We start from the raw sequence: 17,533 nt of genomic DNA on the forward strand, positions 1-17,533 counted from the left end.
CGCCCTCACCGCCGCCGCCGTTGTTGTGGCTGACCTGCGGCAGCGTGACCAGCTTGCTCAGTTCGGGAAAACGGTCGATGGCGTGGGGGATGGCGCTGGCATTGACGAAATGCTCCTGAAAGCGCGGCTCGATGGCGGTTTCGACCTTGTGAATGCGCGCCACCTGCGCCTCGATCTCCTTGCGCGCCGCGATGTTGCACAGCGCGATCCGCGCGCCGGTTCCGGCGGCATTGCCCGCGCTCGTCACCTGCTCCAGCGGGCAATCGGGGATCATGCCCAGCACCATCGCATGTTTTGCGCTGATATGCGCACCAAAGGCCCCGGCGAGCACCACGCGGTCCACCTTGTCCACGCCCAGCTCGTCCATCAGCAGTTTCGCGCCCGCATAGAGCGCGGCCTTGGCCAGCTGGATCGCGCGGATATCGCCCTGGGTGACGGTGATGCGCGGCCCGCCCTCGGCGCCGGCGTCATGGATCAGCCAGGCATGCGTGCGCCCCTCGGCGATGCAGCGCGCTGTCCCGGTCTGCTCAGGGCTGCCGATCAGCCCGGCGGCATCGACGATGCCCGCCATGCGCATCTCCGCCACCGCCTCGATGATGCCTGAGCCGCAGATGCCGCTTATCCCGGTTTTCGCGGTCGCCGCGGCAAAGCCCGGCTCGGTTGACCACAGGTCCGAGCCGATGACCTTGAAGCGCGGCTCTTTCGTCGCCGGGTCAATCTCGATCCGTTCGATCGCGCCGGGCGCCGCGCGCTGGCCGCTGGATATCTGCGCGCCCTCGAATGCCGGGCCGGTGGGGGAGGAACAGGCGAGAACCCGGTTCCTGTTGCCCAGCAGGATCTCGGCATTGGTGCCGACATCGACGATCAGCACCAGATCTTCCGATTTCTCGGGCGCTTCCGACAGTGCCACGGCCGCCGCATCGGCCCCCACATGACCGGCGATGCAGGGCAGGGTGTACAGGCGGGCCTCGGGGTTGAGCGCGGTCAGTTCCAGCTCGCGCGCGGGAAGGCTCAGCGCACCGGAGGTGGCCAACGCGAAGGGCGCCTGACCCAGCTCCACCGGGTCGATGCCCAGAAACAGGTGGTGCATGACCGGATTGCAGACAACCACCACCTCGATGATGCTGGCCGCGTCAGCCCCGGCCTCGGTGGCCACAGACCGGGCCAGATCGTTGATCGCCAGCCGCACCGCAGCTGTCATCTCGACATCGCCGCCGGGGTTCATCATGGCATAGCTGACCCGGCTCATCAGATCTTCGCCAAAGCGGATCTGCGGGTTCATCACCCCGCCCGCGGCCACCACCGCGCCGGTGCTCAGGTCGGTCAGATGCGCGGCGATGGTGGTGGAGCCCAGATCAATGGCAAGGCCCAGAAGCGGCCCTTCGTGGAACCCCGGCCAGAGATCCAGTATCTGCGCCGGGCCATCGCGATGATCGGTGAAAACCGCGACCGTGACCGCCCATTTTCCCTTGCGCAGCGCCGGTTGCAGCTTGCGCAGGATAACCGGCCCGGCCTGAATGCGTTCGATCTGCCATTGGTCGCGCAGCGCCTGCGCCAGCCTTTCCAGATCGCCTGAGGGTTCGTGCATGTCGGGCTCGGCGACCTCGACATAGTAAAGGCGGGTGGCCGGGTCCATGGCGATGGTGCGGGCGCTGGCGGCCTTGCGCACGACCTGACGGTGCAACTGGCTTTCGGGCGGCACGTCGATCACCACATCGCCCTGAATGCGCGCCTGACAGCCCAGGCGGCGGCCTTCGGTCAGCCCGCGTTTGTCCTTGTAGCGCTGTTCAACGGCGTTCCAGTCGCTCAGCGCGTCCCCGGCCACCGTCACGCCGTGTTTCGGAAATGACCCGTAGCCGGGCGTGATCTGGCATTTTGAGCAGATACCACGCCCGCCGCAGACCGAGTCCAGATCAACGCCCAGCTGACGCGCGGCGGTCAGCACCGGCGTGCCCGGCGCAAAGCGTCCGCGCTTGCCCGAGGGCGTGAAGATGACCAGTGCGTCCGCCATGTGCTGCCCGTTCCCGTGCTGAGGATCAGCCGCAAGATAGCGGGCCTGCGCGGACAGGAAAGAGGCAGAGCGACACCGCCCGGCGGAAAGCGACGCCGGAGGCAACGCGCGCACCGTATTTAGCGCGCCCGGCCGACTATTTCGCGCGTGAAAGCGTCAGGCGGCGGGGGGGAAGGGCGGGCATCGGCACGGCTTCGGCCATCAGCTGCGCCTCGGCCATCAGGGCGATCATCACCTCGACATGGCGCGCGGGGCGCCATGTGTCGCCGATGGCATGGGCCGGGCGCAGGCGCTGCGCTTCGATCTGCGCTTCAAGATCGATCAGCGCCCGGACCGTCGCCGGGCCGGGTGGCGGCGCGGCGGGAAGGCGCAGAACCCGCCGCAAATCGCTTTCGCGGCGGTATTCCTGCAGGCCGATTCGCGCTGTGCGAAGCAACAGGCGGGGGCGGTGGGTGGAGGAAATAGTATCCAGAATAGAAACAATAGATTCGCGGGGCTGGCAGCTCATCCAGGCGACTCCTGTGGGTTCGGCGACTTTGTGAGGGCAGTGTTGCACAACTTTTACGGGTGTTGCGCACCGCGCACTCCCTGCGAACGCAGGCTTCAGCGGGTGTAGAAGTTTGTGAAAGATGCTGGATGCGACGACGGGATTAAGAAACCAGTAACCAATGCGCGCAACTGTGGCGATTGTCCTCAAATTGAAAACAATAAGGAAGCCGTAAACGTAATGTCCGCGAGAGAAGCGTGAAAACGGCGGGGTGGTCATGACGTCCAATCTCAAACAGCTGGACCAGTTGCCAGATTGGGTTCCCTCGGCAGTGCGTCTGTATCTTTCGCATACGGAAAGCGGGCGATCGCTGCGCGATATCGCCCGGACGGAGGGGGTGCATGCCTCGACCGTCCTGCGCCAGGTGCGGCGTTTTGAGAACCGTCGTGATGATCCGTTGGTCGATTGTGCGCTGGATCGGCTGATCCAGGCCTCAGTCGGGCAGGAATGTTTCCCAAACAAGGACACTCGCGATATGACCCTTCCGACTGCCCGCCTGTCCCCGGACCCCGCCGCGCGCAAGGCTCCGGGCACGTCGCTTCGGCCGAACGGCATGCCTGCCGGAGAGGCCCCCGACGAGAACCGCCTGAACCTGGAGGGCGTGCGCGTGCTGCGCCGTCTGGCCGAACCCGGCGCTTTTCTGGCGGTGGCGGCGGATATGGAGCGCGCCGTGGTGCTGCGCGACGGGGCGGAGGGCGCGGTGCGGCTGGCCGTGCTGGATCGCCCGGTGGCCGAGGCCTTTGCGCTGCGCGAATGGATTATGTGCCGCAAGACCGGCCGGGTGGCGCAGTACGAGATAACGCCCGCCGGGCGCGCCGCCTTGCGCCGTCTGCGGGCCGAGGGGGGTATGCCGGACGAAGGTTCAGAGGGGGAGGTGGTCGCAGGGCGCGAAGCCGAGAATGAGGGTGAGATGGCGCGCCCGCGCCCCGCGCCGGGGGAAAGCCCGGTGACCGCGCTGGCGCGGCGCCGTGACCGCGACGGCAAACCTTTCCTGACGCCCGATCTGGTCGCCGCCGCCGAAAAACTGCGCGAGGATTTCGAGGTGGCGCAGATGGGCCCAAGGGTGACGCAGGACTGGGAGCGCTTCCTGACCGGGGGCAGCCGCAGCGCGTTTGGCCCGTCAGAGGCGGGCGACCGGGGTCAGCGCGCCGCGCGGGAGCGGGTCGCGCAGGCGCTGCGTGAACTGGGCCCGGGGCTGGGGGATATGGCGCTGCGCTGCTGCTGCTTCCTGGAGGGGCTGGAGACGGCCGAGAAGCGGCTGGGCTGGTCGGCGCGTTCGGGCAAGATTGTCCTGCGCATTGCTCTGCTGCGGCTGCGACGACACTATGACGAGCTGGGCGACAGGGCAAAGATGATCGGCTGAGGCGTTCCGGTAGAAGGATGGTTCAGCGAGGGCGCCGGGCGGGCGGGGCATCGAACCCCGCCCGCCCGGTCGGCGTGCGGCGCGCCTCCGGCCCGGTGGTGGCTGCAGCGCCTTGCCCGGCTCCGGTTCAGCCGGATGCGGCGGCGCCGGTCAGAAATTCTCGGCCTGAGGCATGCCCAGAACGTGGTAACCCGAATCCACCATGATCACATCGCCGGTGGTGCAGTTGCCGTAATCCGAGCAGAGGAACACCGCCGCACCGCCCACCGCCTCAAGCGTGGCGTTGTGGCGCAGGGGGGCGTTGGCCTCGGTATGGCGGTAAGTCTTTCGCGCACCGCCGATTGCCGCCCCGGCCAGCGTTTTCATCGGTCCCGGCGAGATGGCATTCACCCGGATCGCCTGTGGCCCCAGATCATTGGCGAGGTAGCGCATCGACGCCTCCAGCGCCGCCTTGGCCACCCCCATCACGTTATAGAAGGGCGTCACCCGGTTGGAGCCGCCATAGGTCAGCGTTACCAGCGCGCCGCCCTGCGGCATCAGATCGGCGGCGCGGCGCGACACGTCGATGAAGCTGAAGCAGGAAATATCCAGCGAATGCTTGAAGTTGCCGCGTGATGTGTTGATGAAACGCCCGGTCAGTTCCGACTTGTCAGAAAAAGCGATGGCGTGGATCAGAAAATCCATCGCGCCCCAGCGCTCGCTGATGGCGGCAAAGGCCGCGTCAAGGCTAACATCACTGGTGACATCGACATCCAGCAGGAAATCGGAGCCGACCGAGGCCGCCAGCGGCTCCACCCGTTTGCCGAATGCCTCGCCCTGATACGAGAACGCCAGTTCGGCCCCCTCGGCATGCAGCGCGGAGGCGATGCCCCAGGCGATGGAGCGCTCATTGGCCACGCCCATGACCAGCCCGCGCTTGCCCTCCATCAGTCCGGCCATGCGCCTTACCCCTGCATCTTGCTGAAGGCGAGGGTGGCGTTGGTGCCGCCAAACCCGAAGCTGTTGGACAGCACCGAGTCAAATTCGACACCCTCACGCAACTCGGTCACGATCTCATGCGGTTTCAGGGCCGGGTCCAGATCGGTGACATTGATCGAGGGCGCGATGAAGCCCTTTTCCATCATGATCAGCGAATAGATCGCCTCATGCACGCCGGTCGCGCCTAGGCTATGGCCGGTGAGCGACTTGGTGGAGGCAATCGGCGGCACATTATCTTCGCCAAAGACGCGGCGGATGGCCTGCACCTCGGTCACATCGCCCGCCGGGGTCGAGGTGCCGTGCGCGTTGATATAGCTGACCGTGCGGCCCTTCGGCAGGGTCTCCACCGCCAGCCGCATCGAGCGCTCGCCACCCTCGCCCGAGGGGGCGACCATGTCATGGCCGTCAGACGTGGCGCCATAGCCGGTCAGCTCGCCATAGATCTTCGCGCCGCGCGCTTTCGCGTGCTCGTATTCCTCCAGCACCAGCACCCCGCCGCCGCCCGCGATCACAAAGCCGTCGCGGCTGGCGTCAAAGGGGCGGGAGGCGGTTTCGGGTGCGTCGTTATACTTGGACGACATGGCGCCCATCGCGTCGAACAGGCACGACAGCGTCCAGTCCAGTTCCTCGCCGCCGCCGGCAAAGACCACATCCTGCTTGCCCATCTGGATCAGCTCCGCCGCGTTGCCGATGCAATGCGCCGAGGTGGAGCAGGCAGAGGTGATCGAATAGTTCACACCCTTGATCTTGAAAGGCGTCGCCAGACAGGCGGAATTGGTCGAAGACATGCAGCGCGTCACCATGAACGGCCCCATCCGCTTGGGCGCGCCCTTCTCGATGACGATCTTGTGCGCCTGAAAAAAGTTCGAGGTGGACGGCCCGCCAGAGCCCATGATCAGCCCGCTGCGCGGGTTCGACACATCGCCGGGCTCCAGCCCGCTGTCAGCAATGGCCTGCTGCATGGCAAGGAAGTTATAGGCGGCACCCGGCCCCATGAAGCGCAGGTCCCGCTTGTCGATATGGTCCTCAAGCGTGATCTGCGGCATGCCGTGGATCTGGCTGCGAAACCCCAGTTCAGCGTATTCGGGCGCGGCAACGATGCCCGAACGCCCGGCGCGCAGGCTGGCCTCGACCTCGGCCACGGTGTTGCCGATGGGCGAGATGATCCCGATCCCGGTAATGACGACACGGCGCATGCGGCCTCCTTTTTATCTGACCCGCAATATGTAGGCCATGCGTTAGGGGGCGTGCAAGGGGGCGCTGCCGGGCGCTGCAACCGGAGGGTTCAGGCCGGAGGGCGGTGAAGCGCGGCAAGCAGGACCGTGCCGCGATCTGTTGCGCCACGGGCATTCGCCCGCCGGAAGGGGTGCTGCCTTGGCGAGGGCAGGCCGCATTTTCAGCGGCTTGCTTTCCTTCCGGGATGAGGTCCGGCGCGCTCAGAATCCCCGGCAGTGATCTGCAAGCGGGCGATCAGTAACGCCGGGGTCATGACGTTGCGCACCTGAGCGGGGCTGTCAGTTTTCTGACAGCGCGACCTTCATGTCTTTGACAAGATAGATGGTTTCGCCATCCGCCTCGACGCGGCCATCGGCCACGCCCATGGTCAGGCGGCGGGTCTGGATCGCTTTGGTGAAATCGACGAAATAACGCAGCAGCTTGCGCTCAGGCCGGACCATGCCGGTCAGCTTGACCTCGCCCACCCCCAGCGCATAGCCGCGCCCCTGCCAGCCGCGCCAGCCCAGATTGAAGCCGGTCAGCTGCCACAGCCCGTCAAGGCCCAGACAGCCGGGCATGATGGGATTGCCGGGAAAGTGGCAGTCAAAGAACCACAGATCCGGCGTGATGTCGAATTCGGCGACCACATGGCCCTTGCCGTGTTCACCGCCATCGCCCGAGATATCGGTGATGCGGTCCATCATCAGCATCGGCGGCGCGGGCAGTTGGGCATTGCCGGGGCCGAACAACTCGCCACGGGAACAGGCAAGAAGGGCCTCCTTGTCGAACTGCGTAGGGAATTGCGCCATATGATGCCGTCCTCCTGTTTTCGGGCGTTTTCCCCCTCTAGCATCTGTGCTCGACGGCTGACAAGTCAGCCCGTGCTGCCGGGCTTTGCGGCGCGCGGGGCAGGGCTGCCGGGGCGGCAGGGTGACAAGTGCTGCCCTGCGCGCGCAATCGTGACCCGGAATTGCAACAGAATGCGGACATTACTGTCACAGGCATTGAAACATCTGCCCGAAGGCCTCTATATTCAACGCATGAGCAACGATTTCGCCGTTCAGACCCCGCATTCATTCGACCACGCCAGCCGCTGGCTGGCCGATGCCGGTTTGCGCCCCACGCGGCAGCGTCTGGCGCTTGCCTCGCTTCTTGTCGGCGACGGGAAGAACCGGCATGTCACGGCCGAGGGGCTTTTCGGCGCGGCGATCGACAATGGCGAAAAGGTCTCGCTTGCGACGGTGTACAATACGCTGCGCGCGTTTTGTGAGGCCGGGCTGCTCAACGAGATCACGGTGGATGCCACGCGCAGCTATTTCGACACACGCATTGATGACCATCCGCATTTCTTCCTTGAAGAACAGCAGAAACTGACCGATGCGCCCGCCGATGAGCTGGAAATCACGCGCCTGCCCCGCACGCCTGAGGGTTTCGATGTGGCGCGGGTGGATGTGGTGATCCGGCTGCGGCGCAAGGGCTGAGGCAGCGGCGCCGGTATGCTCTCGTATCAGCACGGCTACCATGCGGGCAATCTGGCCGATGTCCACAAACATGCGCTTCTGGCGGTGATGCTGGACTATCTGACGCGCAAACCCAAGCCGCTGTTTTATCTGGAAACCCATGCCGGGCGCGCGCTCTATGATCTGCAAAGCATCGAGGCGCGCAAGACCGGCGAGGCGGCGCAGGGGATTGGCCGGGTGGAGGGGTGGTTTGCCCCCGATCACCCCTATGCGCGTATCCTCGCCGCTGTACGCGCCGATCATGGCCCTGCGGCCTATCCCGGCTCGCCCCTGATTGCGGCCTATGGGTTGCGCGATATCGACACGCTTCATCTGGCTGAGCGGCACCCGGCTGAATTTGCGGCGCTGGAAGGGGTCATGCGGCCCCACCGCGCGCAGGTCTATCACCGCGACGGATTTGAACTGGCGCTGGCGCTTACCCCGCCCGAACCCCGGCGTGGGCTGATGCTGATCGACCCTAGCTATGAGATCGCGGCGGATTATGCCGAGATGCCGCGCTTCATCGGCCAGATTGCGCGCAAGTGGAATGTCGGGGTGATTGTGCTGTGGTATCCGATCCTGACCGATGGCCGCCATCTGCCCATGCTGGCCGCGCTTGAAGCCGCCCATCCGGAGGCATTGCGCCACGAGCTGCGCTTCCCGCCGGTGCGCGAGGGGCACCGGATGGCCGGGTCCGGCCATTTCGTGATCAACCCGCCCTATGGGCTGGCGCAGGAAGCCGGGTTTCTGACCGGGCAGTTCGAAACAGCATTTCCCTGAGGCGAAAGCTGCTGCGCAACGCATGCAGTCGCGGCATTCCGGCATCAACCTGCCGGGCGGCGCGGTTTTTCCTTGGCCAAGACAGCGCTTGATCGGTGGCGCGGCCGGATTTCCGCGACTATAAGGCAGGCAAACCGGCATCCAGCGGGGCCCCTCATGACGCTTCATTTTTTCAACGCCCGCCTGATCGATCCCGAAGCAGGCACCGATACGGCAGGAACGCTGAACGTGGCAGGCGGCCGCGTGGTCGCCCGCGACGCGCCACCGGAAGAGGGCGCGCAGCGGGTGGATTGCGGCGGCCGGTGCCTTGCCCCCGGCATCGTCGATCTGGGGGTACAGGTGGGGGAGCCGGGCGCGCGCCACAAGGAAAGCTTCCGCTCGGCGGGGCAGGCGGCGGCGGCGGGTGGCGTGACCACCTTCATCACCCGCCCCGATACCAACCCCGCCATCGACACCCCCGAATCGCTTGAATTCCTGCGCCGCCGCGCCAGCGACGAGGCGGTGGTGAACATTCACCACATGGCCGCGCTGACCCGGGGCCGCGCCGGGCGCGAGATGGCCGAGATCGGTTTTCTGATGGATGCCGGGGCAGTGGCCTTTACCGATGCCGATCACGTGGTGCGCGACACCAAGGTCTTTTCGCGCTGCCTGACCTATGCGCGCTCGCTGGGGGCGCTGGTGGTGGGCCATCCGCAGGACCCGGGCCTGAGCGCGGGCGCGGCGGTGACCAGCGGCAAGTTCGCCAGCCTGCGCGGCCTGCCCGGGGTCTCGCCGATGGCAGAGCGCATGGCCTTTGACCGCGACATGGCGCTGATCGAGATGACCGGCGCGCGCTATCACGCCGACCAGATCACTTGCGCCCGCACCCTTCCGGCGCTGGAGCGCGCCAAGCAGAACGGGCTGGACGTGACGGCGGGCGTGTCAATCCATCACCTGACGCTGAACGCGTTCGACGTGGGCGATTACCGCACCTTCTTCCGGCTTGATCCGCCGCTGCGCGACGAAGAGGACCGGCTGGCGGTGGTAGAGGCGGTGGCCTCGGGGCTGATCGACATCCTGTGTTCGATGCATACGCCGCAGGATGAAGAATCCAAGCGGCTGCCCTTTGAAGAGGCCGCGCCGGGGGCCGTGGGGCTGGAGACGCTGCTGCCCGCCGCGATGCGGCTTTACCATGCGGGGGCTATGGGGCTGGCGCAGTTGTGGCGCGCGATGGCGCTCAATCCGGCGCGACGGCTGGGGCTGGATTGTGGCCGCCTGAGCGTGGGCGCCCCGGCCGATCTGGTGCTGTTCGATCCGGATGCGCCCTTCGTTCTGGACCGTTTCGCGCTGCGCTCGAAGTCCAGGAACACGCCCTTTGACGGCGCGCGGATGGAGGGTAAAGTGCTGGGAACCTGGGTGGGTGGCCGACAGGTCTTTGCGGCGGAGGAGAGGTGATGCCCTGTGCGGATGATGCGCTGAAAGGCCCTTTCAGGGGCCTTGCTGGCGCCGCTTGCAGACCGCGTGGCGAAGGCGCTTCGAAGCGCCTTCCCGCGCGCATGGCGGGGGCGTTCTGAGATGCTTCCGGCGTTTGAAACCGCTCCGGCCCTGCTGCTTCTGGTGGCAGTGCTGGCCTATCTGCTCGGCTCGGTTCCGTTCGGGCTGGTGATCACCCGGGCGCTGGGGCTTGGCGATCTGCGCCAGATCGGTTCGGGCAATATCGGGGCCACGAATGTTCTGCGCACCGGCAACAAGGCTGCCGCGCTGGCCACGCTTCTGCTTGATGCGGGCAAGGGGGGCATTGCGGTTCTCATCGCGCGGCTGGCGCTGGGTGAGGATGCCGCGCAACTGGCCGCGCTGGCGTCCTTCCTGGGCCATATCTTCCCGGTCTGGCTGGGTTTTCGCGGCGGAAAGGGCGTGGCGACTTTCCTCGGCACGCTGCTGGTTCTGGCATGGCCCGCGGGGCTGCTGGCCTGTGCCACCTGGGCTGCGGTTGCCGCAATCTCGCGCATTTCCTCGCTCTCGGCGCTGGTTGCCGCAGCCTCGGTTCCGCTCTGGCTGCTGGTTCTGGGCCGGGGCGAGGCGCTGGCGCTGACCGTGGTTCTGGCGGTGCTGATCTTCCAGCGCCACGCCACCAATATCGCCCGCCTTCGCGCCGGGACCGAGCCGAAGATCGGCGCGAAGACCTGAACATCGGGGCAGCCCCCCGGCGTGCCGGGGGGCGCCGGTTCAGTAGCTGTATTCGCCGTATATCCGCGTCAGATCGCCCTGCCAGTCGCCGTGGTAGCGCGCCAGCAGTTCGTCCGCCGGGGTCTGCCCGGTTTCAAGGCTTTCCTTCAGCGCATTGAGGAAATGCGTCTCATCCGGCACCAGCCCGCCCGCACCGGGCAGCGCGCGGGCTTTCAGCCCGGCGTCGGCCAGCGCGACAACCTCGCGCGCCAGATCATGCATCTTCACCCCGTGGGTATCCGCCGCCAGCCCGTCAACGCTGGCCGCCACGCGCATGGCATCGCGGGTTTCCAGATCCCAGCCCTTGGCCAGATCCCATGCCGCATCAAGCGAGGACTGATCATAGAGCAGGCCTACCCAGAGCGCGGGCAGTGCGCAGAGCCTGCGCCACGGTCCGCCATCGGCACCGCGCATCTCCAGGTATTTCTTCAGCCGCGCCTCGGGGAAGATGGTGGTCAGATGGTCGGCCCAGTCTGACAGCGTGGGCACTTCGCCGGGCAGGGCGGGCAGGCGGCCCTTGAGGAAATCGCGGAACGACTGGCCGAGCGCATCAATGTAGCGCCCGTCGCGGTAGACAAAATACATCGGCACATCGAGGGCGTAATCGACATAACGCTCAAAGCCGAACCCCTCTTCAAAGGCAAAGGGCAGGGTGCCGGTGCGGCTGGCATCCAGATCGCGCCAGATGCGCGAGCGCCAGCTTTTGTGGCCATTAGGCTTGCCGTCAAAGAAGGGCGAATTGGCGAAAAGGGCGGTGGCGACGGGCTGAAGCGCCAGTGCCACACGCAGCTTTTTCACCATATCGGCCTCGGAGGAGAAATCGAGGTTCACCTGCACTGTGCAGGTCCGGTACATCATCTGTTTGCCATGGGTGCCCACACGGTCCATGTAATCGGTCATCAGCCGGTAGCGGCCCTTAGGCATGACCGGCATTTCGTCCTGCCCCCAGATCGGCGCGGCGCCCAGACCGATGAAACGCACCCCGATCTTGTCAGCCACCGTCTTGACCTCGTGCAGGTGCAGGTTCACCTCGTCGCAGGTCTGGTGGATGGTTTCCAGCGGTGCGCCTGACAGCTCCAGCTGCCCGCCCGGCTCAAGGCTGACATTGGCGCCGTCCTTGGTCAGGCCGATGATATGGCCGCCCTCCAGCACCGGCGCCCAGCCAAAGCCGTCGCGCAGCCCCTCCAGCACCGCCCTGATGGAGCGCGGGCCGTCATAGGGCAGGGGTTTGAGGGTGTCTTCACAATAGCCGAATTTCTCATGTTCGGTGCCGATGCGCCAGTCGGCTTTCGGCTTGCAGCCCTCGGCAAGAAACGCCGCCAGCTGGTCCTGATGTTCGATCGGCCCGCCGCCGGACTGGGGGATGGACATTGTTCTTGGCTCCGGGCTGATGATTTTTGTCTGCCAGACCTGTATCGCACGAGGCGTCAAGTCAAGAGCATGCGCGCCTCGCGCTGCCAGATCAGCTGGTCGGTCAGGCTGGGCGCGGCTTCGATCCGGCGCAGAAGTCTTGCCATATCAAGGCCTTCAAGGGCGGCGAACGTATCGAATAACTGTTCGGCGCCCTGCGCGGCGCGGGGGATGGTCAGGTGATGGCCGTCAAGCGCGCGGATCACCCAGTCCGCCCCGTCGGCGCTGAGCCAGAGGCGCGAAATTTCGTCAAGGGCCACGAAGCCGCCCGCCCGTGGCCCGAAATAGCTGATCTGTCCTTCGACGACCTGCACCACGCCCGGCCCCTCGCCCCCGGCCCGGAACCGCACCCGGCGCAGGCCGACGAGCCCGAAGGCCAGCCCGGCCAGCGCCAGTATCGCGCCCAGCCCGGGCAGGATGTAGCCGGGGCTGCGCATCAGCCAGAGCCCGGCTGCCACCAGCCCCAGCCCGATGAGCGAATCGCGCCAGTTGCGCAGCCGCGCCATGGCCTCAGAGCGGATCAGTGTCATGGCTGCACCCGTTGCTGTGCGGAAAACAGAACCAGCGCGATCTCACCGGCGGGCTTGAAACCGATGGCGCGGTAGGCGCGCGCGGCGGGGGCGCTGGTGGCGAAGAGCACGGCTTTGCTGGCACCCCGGTCGCGGGCCTCGGCCAGATGCAGCGCCACGGCCAGACGGGCGAGCCCCTGCCCGCGCATGGCGGGCGGGCAATAGACGCCGCCCACCTGCACCGCATCACCCAGATCGGCATTGAACCCGGTCAGCGCCAGAAACTGCCCGTCACGCTGCAACAGGCGGTGTGTGCCCGCGCGCAGCCATTGCGCCACGGTTTGTGCAGCCGTTTCGCGCGCCGTGGCGGCGGGTTCGCCCAGAACCTCCTGCGCATAGCCGGCGCGCCATTCGGTCAGCAGTACCGCCTCTGCCGCGTCTGGGATGGCAAGGCGGGCCCCCTGCGCCGGTGGCGTGATGAGGGCGCCCAGGTCAAGCGCAAAGCCCGGCTCAACCGCGTCCAGTTTGCAGGCGGCGTCATCAAGCGCCAGCGCGCGGCGCAGCGCGCTCACCTGTGCGGCGGGGCCGACGATGCCGCAGACCGCAGCCCCCTTCAGCACAGCGCGCGCCGCCGCCCAGTCCGCGCCGGGCCATTGCGGCAGCAGCATGCCGTCGTCGGTCAGGCCGATCATGCCGCTGATCTGGCCCGCCTCATGCTGGCACCACACACGCATCGCGCGGCCTGTCCCGGCCAGATTGCTCAGCGGGAACATCGATCCGGCCAGACGGGCGCGCAGAAACTGTGCCAGCGCCGGGCGTTCGGCGGGGTCAAGCGGGGTCATTGCCAGCCTCCCGGCTCTGCCAGTCTCCCAGCCTTGCCTGCCAGAGCGTGATCGCGGCCACGGCGGCAGTGTCGGCGCGCAGAATGCGGGGGCCAAGGCTGATGCGCTGCACGAAGGGCAGGGCGGCAAGGCGCGTGCGCTCATTGGGGGAAAAGCCACCCTCGGGGCCGATCAGGATGGCAGCGGGGCCGGGTGGGGCGTCGCCGATGTCGCCCGTTTTGTGCCCCTCGACCGTGCCCTCATCGGCCCAGAACAGCACCCGCCCTTCTGGCCAATCTGCCAGCGCACGGGCCAGCGGCTGCAACTCTTCCACCGGCGGCACGAAGGTGGCGCCGCATTGCTCGGCAGCCTCGGTGGCATGGGCCTGCAACCTGTCCCGCCGGATACGCTCGGAATTGGTGAATCCGGTCTGCACCGGGAAGATGCGCGCCACGCCCAGTTCCGCCGCCTTCTCGACAATGAAATCGGTGCGCGCCTTCTTGATGGGCGCGAACAGAAGCCACAGATCGGGCGGGTCAAGCTGCGGCGCGCACTGTTCCTCGCATGTCAAAACGCAACTACGTTTCGCTGCGCTGGTGATAACCGCGCGCCATTCCCCGTCCTGCCCGTTGAACAGCGCCACCGCATCGCCCGCACCCTGCCGCATCACACCAATGAGATAATGCGCCGCCTCCTGCGACAGGGATACCGGTTGCCCTGCCCCCAAGGGCTGCTCTACATAGAGGCGGATCTTGGGGCGGATCGTCTTCATCGCGGAGGGGGTCTGGTCTGTCATGGAAGCGACTTTATGAGCGGGAACGACCAAAGGCCAGAGGCCGAAACCGCGCCCGGCGCGGACACCCCCGGCAGCACCCGCCCGCCTGAGCCACAGGACGGGGCCATTGCCGATACCGTCAGCGGCAACTGGGTTGATACCCATGCCCACCCCGATCTGCAGCCCTACCTGCGCCTCAGCCGCGCTGACCGGCCCATCGGCACCTGGCTTTTGCTGCTGCCCTGCTGGTGGGGCGCGTTGCTGGGGGCGGTTGCGGTGCCGGAAACGGCGGGCTGGCTGACCGTCTGGATTTTCGTGGCCTGTGCGCTGGGCGCTTTCCTGATGCGCGGCGCGGGCTGCACCTGGAATGACATCTCTGACCGCGATATCGACCCGCTGGTGGAGCGCACCCGCAACCGCCCGCTTGCGGCGGGGCATGTCACGGTGCGCGAGGCGCTGATCTGGATGGCCATTCAGGCCGTTGCGGCGTTTTTCCTGCTGCTGACCTTCAACGCGGCGGCGATCTTTCTGGGCGTTCTGGCGCTGGTGCCGGTCGCCGTCTACCCCTTTGCCAAGCGGTTCACCTGGTGGCCGCAGGTGTTTCTGGGGCTGGCATTCAACTGGGGCGCGCTGCTGGCCTGGACGGCGCAGACCGGCTCGCTGGGCTGGCCTGCTGTGCTGCTTTACCTGTCCGGTATCGCCTGGACGCTGTTTTATGACACCATCTATGCCCATCAGGACCGCGAGGATGACGCGCTGATCGGCGTGAAATCCACCGCACGGCTGTTCGGCGACAAAAGCGAATACTGGCTGCGCGGCTTTCTGGTGGCGGCGGTGGTGCTGATGTCGCTGGCCATCATCTATGCGCTGGCACCCCTGGTGAACCCGCTCAGGATGTCGCTGGCGCTGGCCGGGGCCTGGGCCTTTGGTGCGCATCTCAACTGGCAGCTTGGCAAGCTTGACATCAACAATGGCGACGTCTGCCTGCGGCTTTTCCGCTCCAACCGGGATGCCGGGCTGATCGTTGTGCTGATTTTCGCCGCCGCGCTTTTCGTCTGATTGCATCACCCCGGTGCAGGGGCTAGGTCAGGGGCGCTCGGATACAGGCTGGACATGCAAAGACCTTCTCTTCTGACCTTGGCCACTGCGGCGGCGTTTCTGGCGGCGGCTGCACTGGCAGCGGCTTTCGCGATGGCGATGTCGGGATTCATCGAACGCACCAACACGCGTGAGCTGGACAGCGCCTTTGAGGCTGCCGGGCTGAGCTGGGTTGCGGTTCAGACAGATGGGTTGCGGGTGCATCTGACGGGCACGGCGCCGACCGAATCTGCCCGCATCCGCGCGCTTCAGGTTGCGGGCGGGGTGGTCGATGCCAGCCGGGTCAGCGATTCGCTTGAGGTGGTCAGCAACACGGTGATCGTGGCGCCGGTGTTCCGTATCGAGGCGATGCGCAACGATGACGCTTTGTCGGTGATCGGGCTGGTGCCTGCCGATCCGGGCGAGGGGGCGATCATCGCGCGGCTGTCGGCGATCGACCGCGATGGCACGGTCTCCGACATGCTTCAGACCGCCGATCATCCTGCGCCTGAGGGCTGGCAGGCCGCACTGGATTTCACCATCGCGGCGCTGGAGATGATGCCCGTGTCGCAGATATCGGTGACTGCCGGGCGGATCGAGGTGCATGCGCTCGTCGAAAGCGCCGAGGCCCGCAACCGGCTGGAAACCCGGTTGCATGACATGGCCCCTCAGGGCGCCGTCCTGATGCTGGATCTTGTCGCGCCGCGCCCGGTGATTGCGCCCTTCACGCTGCGCTTTGTGATCGACGAGCAGGGCGCGCGCTTCGATGCCTGCGCCGCCGATACCGAGGCCGGGCGCGACTTGATCCTGCGCGCCGCGCGCGGGGCCGGGGCAACCGCCCGGCTGGAATGCACCATCGCCATGGGCTCTCCCACGCCGCGCTGGGGCCGGGCGGTGGAGCTGGCGATCGGTGAACTGGCCGCGCTGGGTGCCGGGGTTGTGACCTTTTCTGACAGCGATCTGTCGATGGTCGTTCCCGCCACGATCAGCCAGTCGGTTTTTGACCGGGCGGTGGGCCGTCTGGAAACCCGCCTGCCTGACGCCTTCACCCTGACCGCCGTGCGTCTGGAGCCCGAGGATGCGGGCGAGGCCGAGAATGAGGGCCGCGCCGAACTTCTGGCAACCCTGACTGAGGAGGGGCAGGTGCTGGTCGAGGGGCGCCTGCCGGACACCCGCATCCGCGATTCGGTCTCGGCCTTTGCGCGCGCGCGCTTCGGCTCGGAATCCGTCACGCTGGAGACACGGCTGGACCCGGAACTGCCCTCGGGCTGGTCGGTGCGTGCGTTGACCGCGCTTGAGGCGCTGGCAGAGCTGCACCATGGCCGCGTCACCGTCCGCACCGACCGGGTGGAGGTTGCGGGCGTCTCGGGCAACCCTGATGTCAGCGCGCAGGTGGCGCGGATACTGGCTGACGGGCTGGGTCAGGGGGCGGTCTATGCGGTGCGGGTGCGCTACGATGAGGCGCTGGACCCGGTTCAGCAGGCCCCCACGCCAGAGCGCTGCGAGGCGCGGGTGCAGGCCATTCTGACCGAGAACAAGATCACCTTCGCCCCCGGCTCGGCAAGGCTTGATACCGCGTCGCGCCAGGCGCTGGACGAGATCGCCGATGTGCTGCGCGAGTGCGGCGCGCTGGAGATGGAGGTCGCGGGCCATACCGACAGTCAGGGCCGGGCAGAAACCAACCTCGCGCTCAGCCAGTCGCGCGCCGAAGCGGTGATCAATGCGCTTCTGTCGCGCCGGGTGCTGGTTTCGGGGCTGGTGGCGCAGGGTTATGGCGCTGCCGAGCCCATCGCCGACAATGCCACCGCCGCCGGGCGCGAGGCCAACCGGCGCATCGAGATGACGCTGATCCGCCCGGAGCCTGAGCCGCAGCCGCTGGACCCGGCGCTTGAGGCCGAACTGGTGTTCGATATCCAGAGCCCGGGCGATGACACCACCCGCCCCGCGCCAAGCCCCCGACGCGCCGCTGCCCCGGTTGTGCCGGATGAGGCTGCGGAGGAGGAGACAGCGGCTGAACAAACGGCGGCTGAACAAGAGGTGGTCGCCGAGGCCGCGGCAGGGGAGCAGGAAGACGCGGGCGCGGCGGAGGCGGATGAACCCGCTGTCGAAGCAGCCGCCGCCGAAGAGGCCACCACCGAAGAACCTGCCGCCGAAGAACCTGCCGCTGACACGGGCCCCGCCACACCGGATGAGGCCGCAGCGGACGGGGACACGGAGCAAGGTGCTTCAGAGGAAGAGGCGACAGAGGGTTCAGAGCCGCAGCCGCTTGATCCGGCGCTTGAGGCCGAACTGGTGTTCGAGATCCAGACTCCGGGCGATGATACGACCCGCCCGGCTCCAAGC

16 protein-coding genes are annotated in these 17,533 nt (G+C 66.9%); 7 read left to right on the plus strand and 9 right to left on the minus strand.

The window, feature by feature from the left end; all coding sequences use genetic code 11:
- Together V7Q53_RS21190 and V7Q53_RS21195 are read right to left on the minus strand one after the other, a co-directional pair.
- Positions 1 to 2,011 (minus strand): ASKHA domain-containing protein (locus tag V7Q53_RS21190; RefSeq protein ID WP_333830847.1); only part of this gene is annotated, 2,011 nt, incomplete at its 3' end.
- A 136-nt stretch (positions 2,012 to 2,147) separates the two neighbouring features.
- Positions 2,148 to 2,519 (minus strand): DUF6477 family protein, encoded by a 372-nt coding sequence (locus tag V7Q53_RS21195; RefSeq protein ID WP_333830848.1) that lies wholly within the window; start codon positions 2,517 to 2,519, stop codon positions 2,148 to 2,150.
- 256 nt (positions 2,520 to 2,775) lie between these two features.
- Here V7Q53_RS21195 and V7Q53_RS21200 point away from each other — a divergent pair, with 256 nt between their 5' ends.
- The gene (locus tag V7Q53_RS21200; RefSeq protein WP_333830849.1) at positions 2,776 to 3,921 is read left to right on the plus strand and encodes a DUF6456 domain-containing protein; all 1,146 of its coding nucleotides are present in this window, start codon (positions 2,776 to 2,778) and stop codon (positions 3,919 to 3,921) included.
- Positions 3,922 to 4,071: 150 nt separating this feature from the next.
- Here the strand turns inward: V7Q53_RS21200 and V7Q53_RS21205 are convergent, their stop codons facing one another.
- The 3 genes from V7Q53_RS21205 to fabA form a co-directional block, all read right to left on the minus strand.
- Complete coding sequence (locus V7Q53_RS21205; RefSeq protein ID WP_333830850.1) at positions 4,072 to 4,860, minus strand: enoyl-ACP reductase FabI; 789 nt, start codon at positions 4,858 to 4,860, stop codon at positions 4,072 to 4,074.
- Between the two features lie 5 nt (positions 4,861 to 4,865).
- The gene (fabB, locus tag V7Q53_RS21210; RefSeq protein ID WP_333830851.1) at positions 4,866 to 6,095 is read right to left on the minus strand and encodes a beta-ketoacyl-ACP synthase I; all 1,230 of its coding nucleotides are present in this window, start codon (positions 6,093 to 6,095) and stop codon (positions 4,866 to 4,868) included.
- A gap of 318 nt (positions 6,096 to 6,413) precedes the next feature.
- The gene (gene fabA, locus V7Q53_RS21215) at positions 6,414 to 6,923 is read right to left on the minus strand and encodes a bifunctional 3-hydroxydecanoyl-ACP dehydratase/trans-2-decenoyl-ACP isomerase (RefSeq protein WP_333830853.1); all 510 of its coding nucleotides are present in this window, start codon (positions 6,921 to 6,923) and stop codon (positions 6,414 to 6,416) included.
- A 231-nt stretch (positions 6,924 to 7,154) separates the two neighbouring features.
- Here fabA and irrA point away from each other — a divergent pair, with 231 nt between their 5' ends.
- The 4 genes from irrA (at position 7,155) to plsY (ending at position 10,559) form a co-directional block, all read left to right on the plus strand.
- A complete protein-coding gene (gene irrA / locus V7Q53_RS21220; RefSeq protein ID WP_333830866.1) occupies positions 7,155 to 7,595 on the plus strand; it encodes an iron response transcriptional regulator IrrA in 441 nt (146 codons plus the stop codon).
- Positions 7,596 to 7,610: 15 nt separating this feature from the next.
- Positions 7,611 to 8,393, plus strand: coding sequence for a 23S rRNA (adenine(2030)-N(6))-methyltransferase RlmJ (locus V7Q53_RS21225; protein ID WP_333830855.1), 783 nt, complete (start codon positions 7,611 to 7,613; stop codon positions 8,391 to 8,393).
- A 156-nt stretch (positions 8,394 to 8,549) separates the two neighbouring features.
- Positions 8,550 to 9,827: a dihydroorotase gene (pyrC, locus tag V7Q53_RS21230; RefSeq protein WP_333830856.1), complete on the plus strand. Its 1,278-nt coding sequence runs from the start codon at positions 8,550 to 8,552 to the stop codon at positions 9,825 to 9,827.
- A gap of 120 nt (positions 9,828 to 9,947) precedes the next feature.
- On the plus strand, positions 9,948 to 10,559 hold the full coding sequence (gene plsY, locus V7Q53_RS21235) for a glycerol-3-phosphate 1-O-acyltransferase PlsY (protein WP_333830857.1): 612 nt from the start codon (positions 9,948 to 9,950) through the stop codon (positions 10,557 to 10,559).
- Between the two features lie 39 nt (positions 10,560 to 10,598).
- On the opposite strand, the gene V7Q53_RS21240 is transcribed toward plsY, so the two are convergent.
- Genes V7Q53_RS21240 through V7Q53_RS21255 form a run of 4 tightly spaced genes read right to left on the minus strand, consistent with a single transcriptional unit; the run spans position 10,599 to position 14,134 of the window.
- Positions 10,599 to 11,969, minus strand: coding sequence for a glutamate--cysteine ligase (locus V7Q53_RS21240; protein ID WP_333830858.1), 1,371 nt, complete (start codon positions 11,967 to 11,969; stop codon positions 10,599 to 10,601).
- A 56-nt stretch (positions 11,970 to 12,025) separates the two neighbouring features.
- Complete coding sequence (locus tag V7Q53_RS21245; protein ID WP_333830859.1) at positions 12,026 to 12,538, minus strand: hypothetical protein; 513 nt, start codon at positions 12,536 to 12,538, stop codon at positions 12,026 to 12,028.
- Positions 12,535 to 13,359, minus strand: coding sequence for a GNAT family N-acetyltransferase (locus V7Q53_RS21250; RefSeq protein ID WP_333830861.1), 825 nt, complete (start codon positions 13,357 to 13,359; stop codon positions 12,535 to 12,537). The genes V7Q53_RS21245 and V7Q53_RS21250 overlap by 4 nt, the downstream gene beginning before the upstream one ends.
- Positions 13,346 to 14,134: a 16S rRNA (uracil(1498)-N(3))-methyltransferase gene (locus tag V7Q53_RS21255; protein ID WP_333830863.1), complete on the minus strand. Its 789-nt coding sequence runs from the start codon at positions 14,132 to 14,134 to the stop codon at positions 13,346 to 13,348. Before V7Q53_RS21255 ends, V7Q53_RS21250 begins: the two co-directional genes overlap by 14 nt.
- A gap of 12 nt (positions 14,135 to 14,146) precedes the next feature.
- Here V7Q53_RS21255 and ubiA point away from each other — a divergent pair, with 12 nt between their 5' ends.
- Positions 14,147 to 15,172, plus strand: coding sequence for a 4-hydroxybenzoate octaprenyltransferase (ubiA, locus tag V7Q53_RS21260; RefSeq protein ID WP_333830864.1), 1,026 nt, complete (start codon positions 14,147 to 14,149; stop codon positions 15,170 to 15,172).
- Positions 15,173 to 15,226: 54 nt separating this feature from the next.
- Positions 15,227 to 17,533, plus strand: a 2,307-nt coding sequence (locus V7Q53_RS21265) for an OmpA family protein (RefSeq protein WP_333830865.1), incomplete at its 3' end; no start/stop codon positions are given.

Origin of the sequence: Pararhodobacter sp. (assembly GCF_036802785.1) — a bacterium.
Lineage (GTDB): Bacteria > Pseudomonadota > Alphaproteobacteria > Rhodobacterales > Rhodobacteraceae > Pararhodobacter.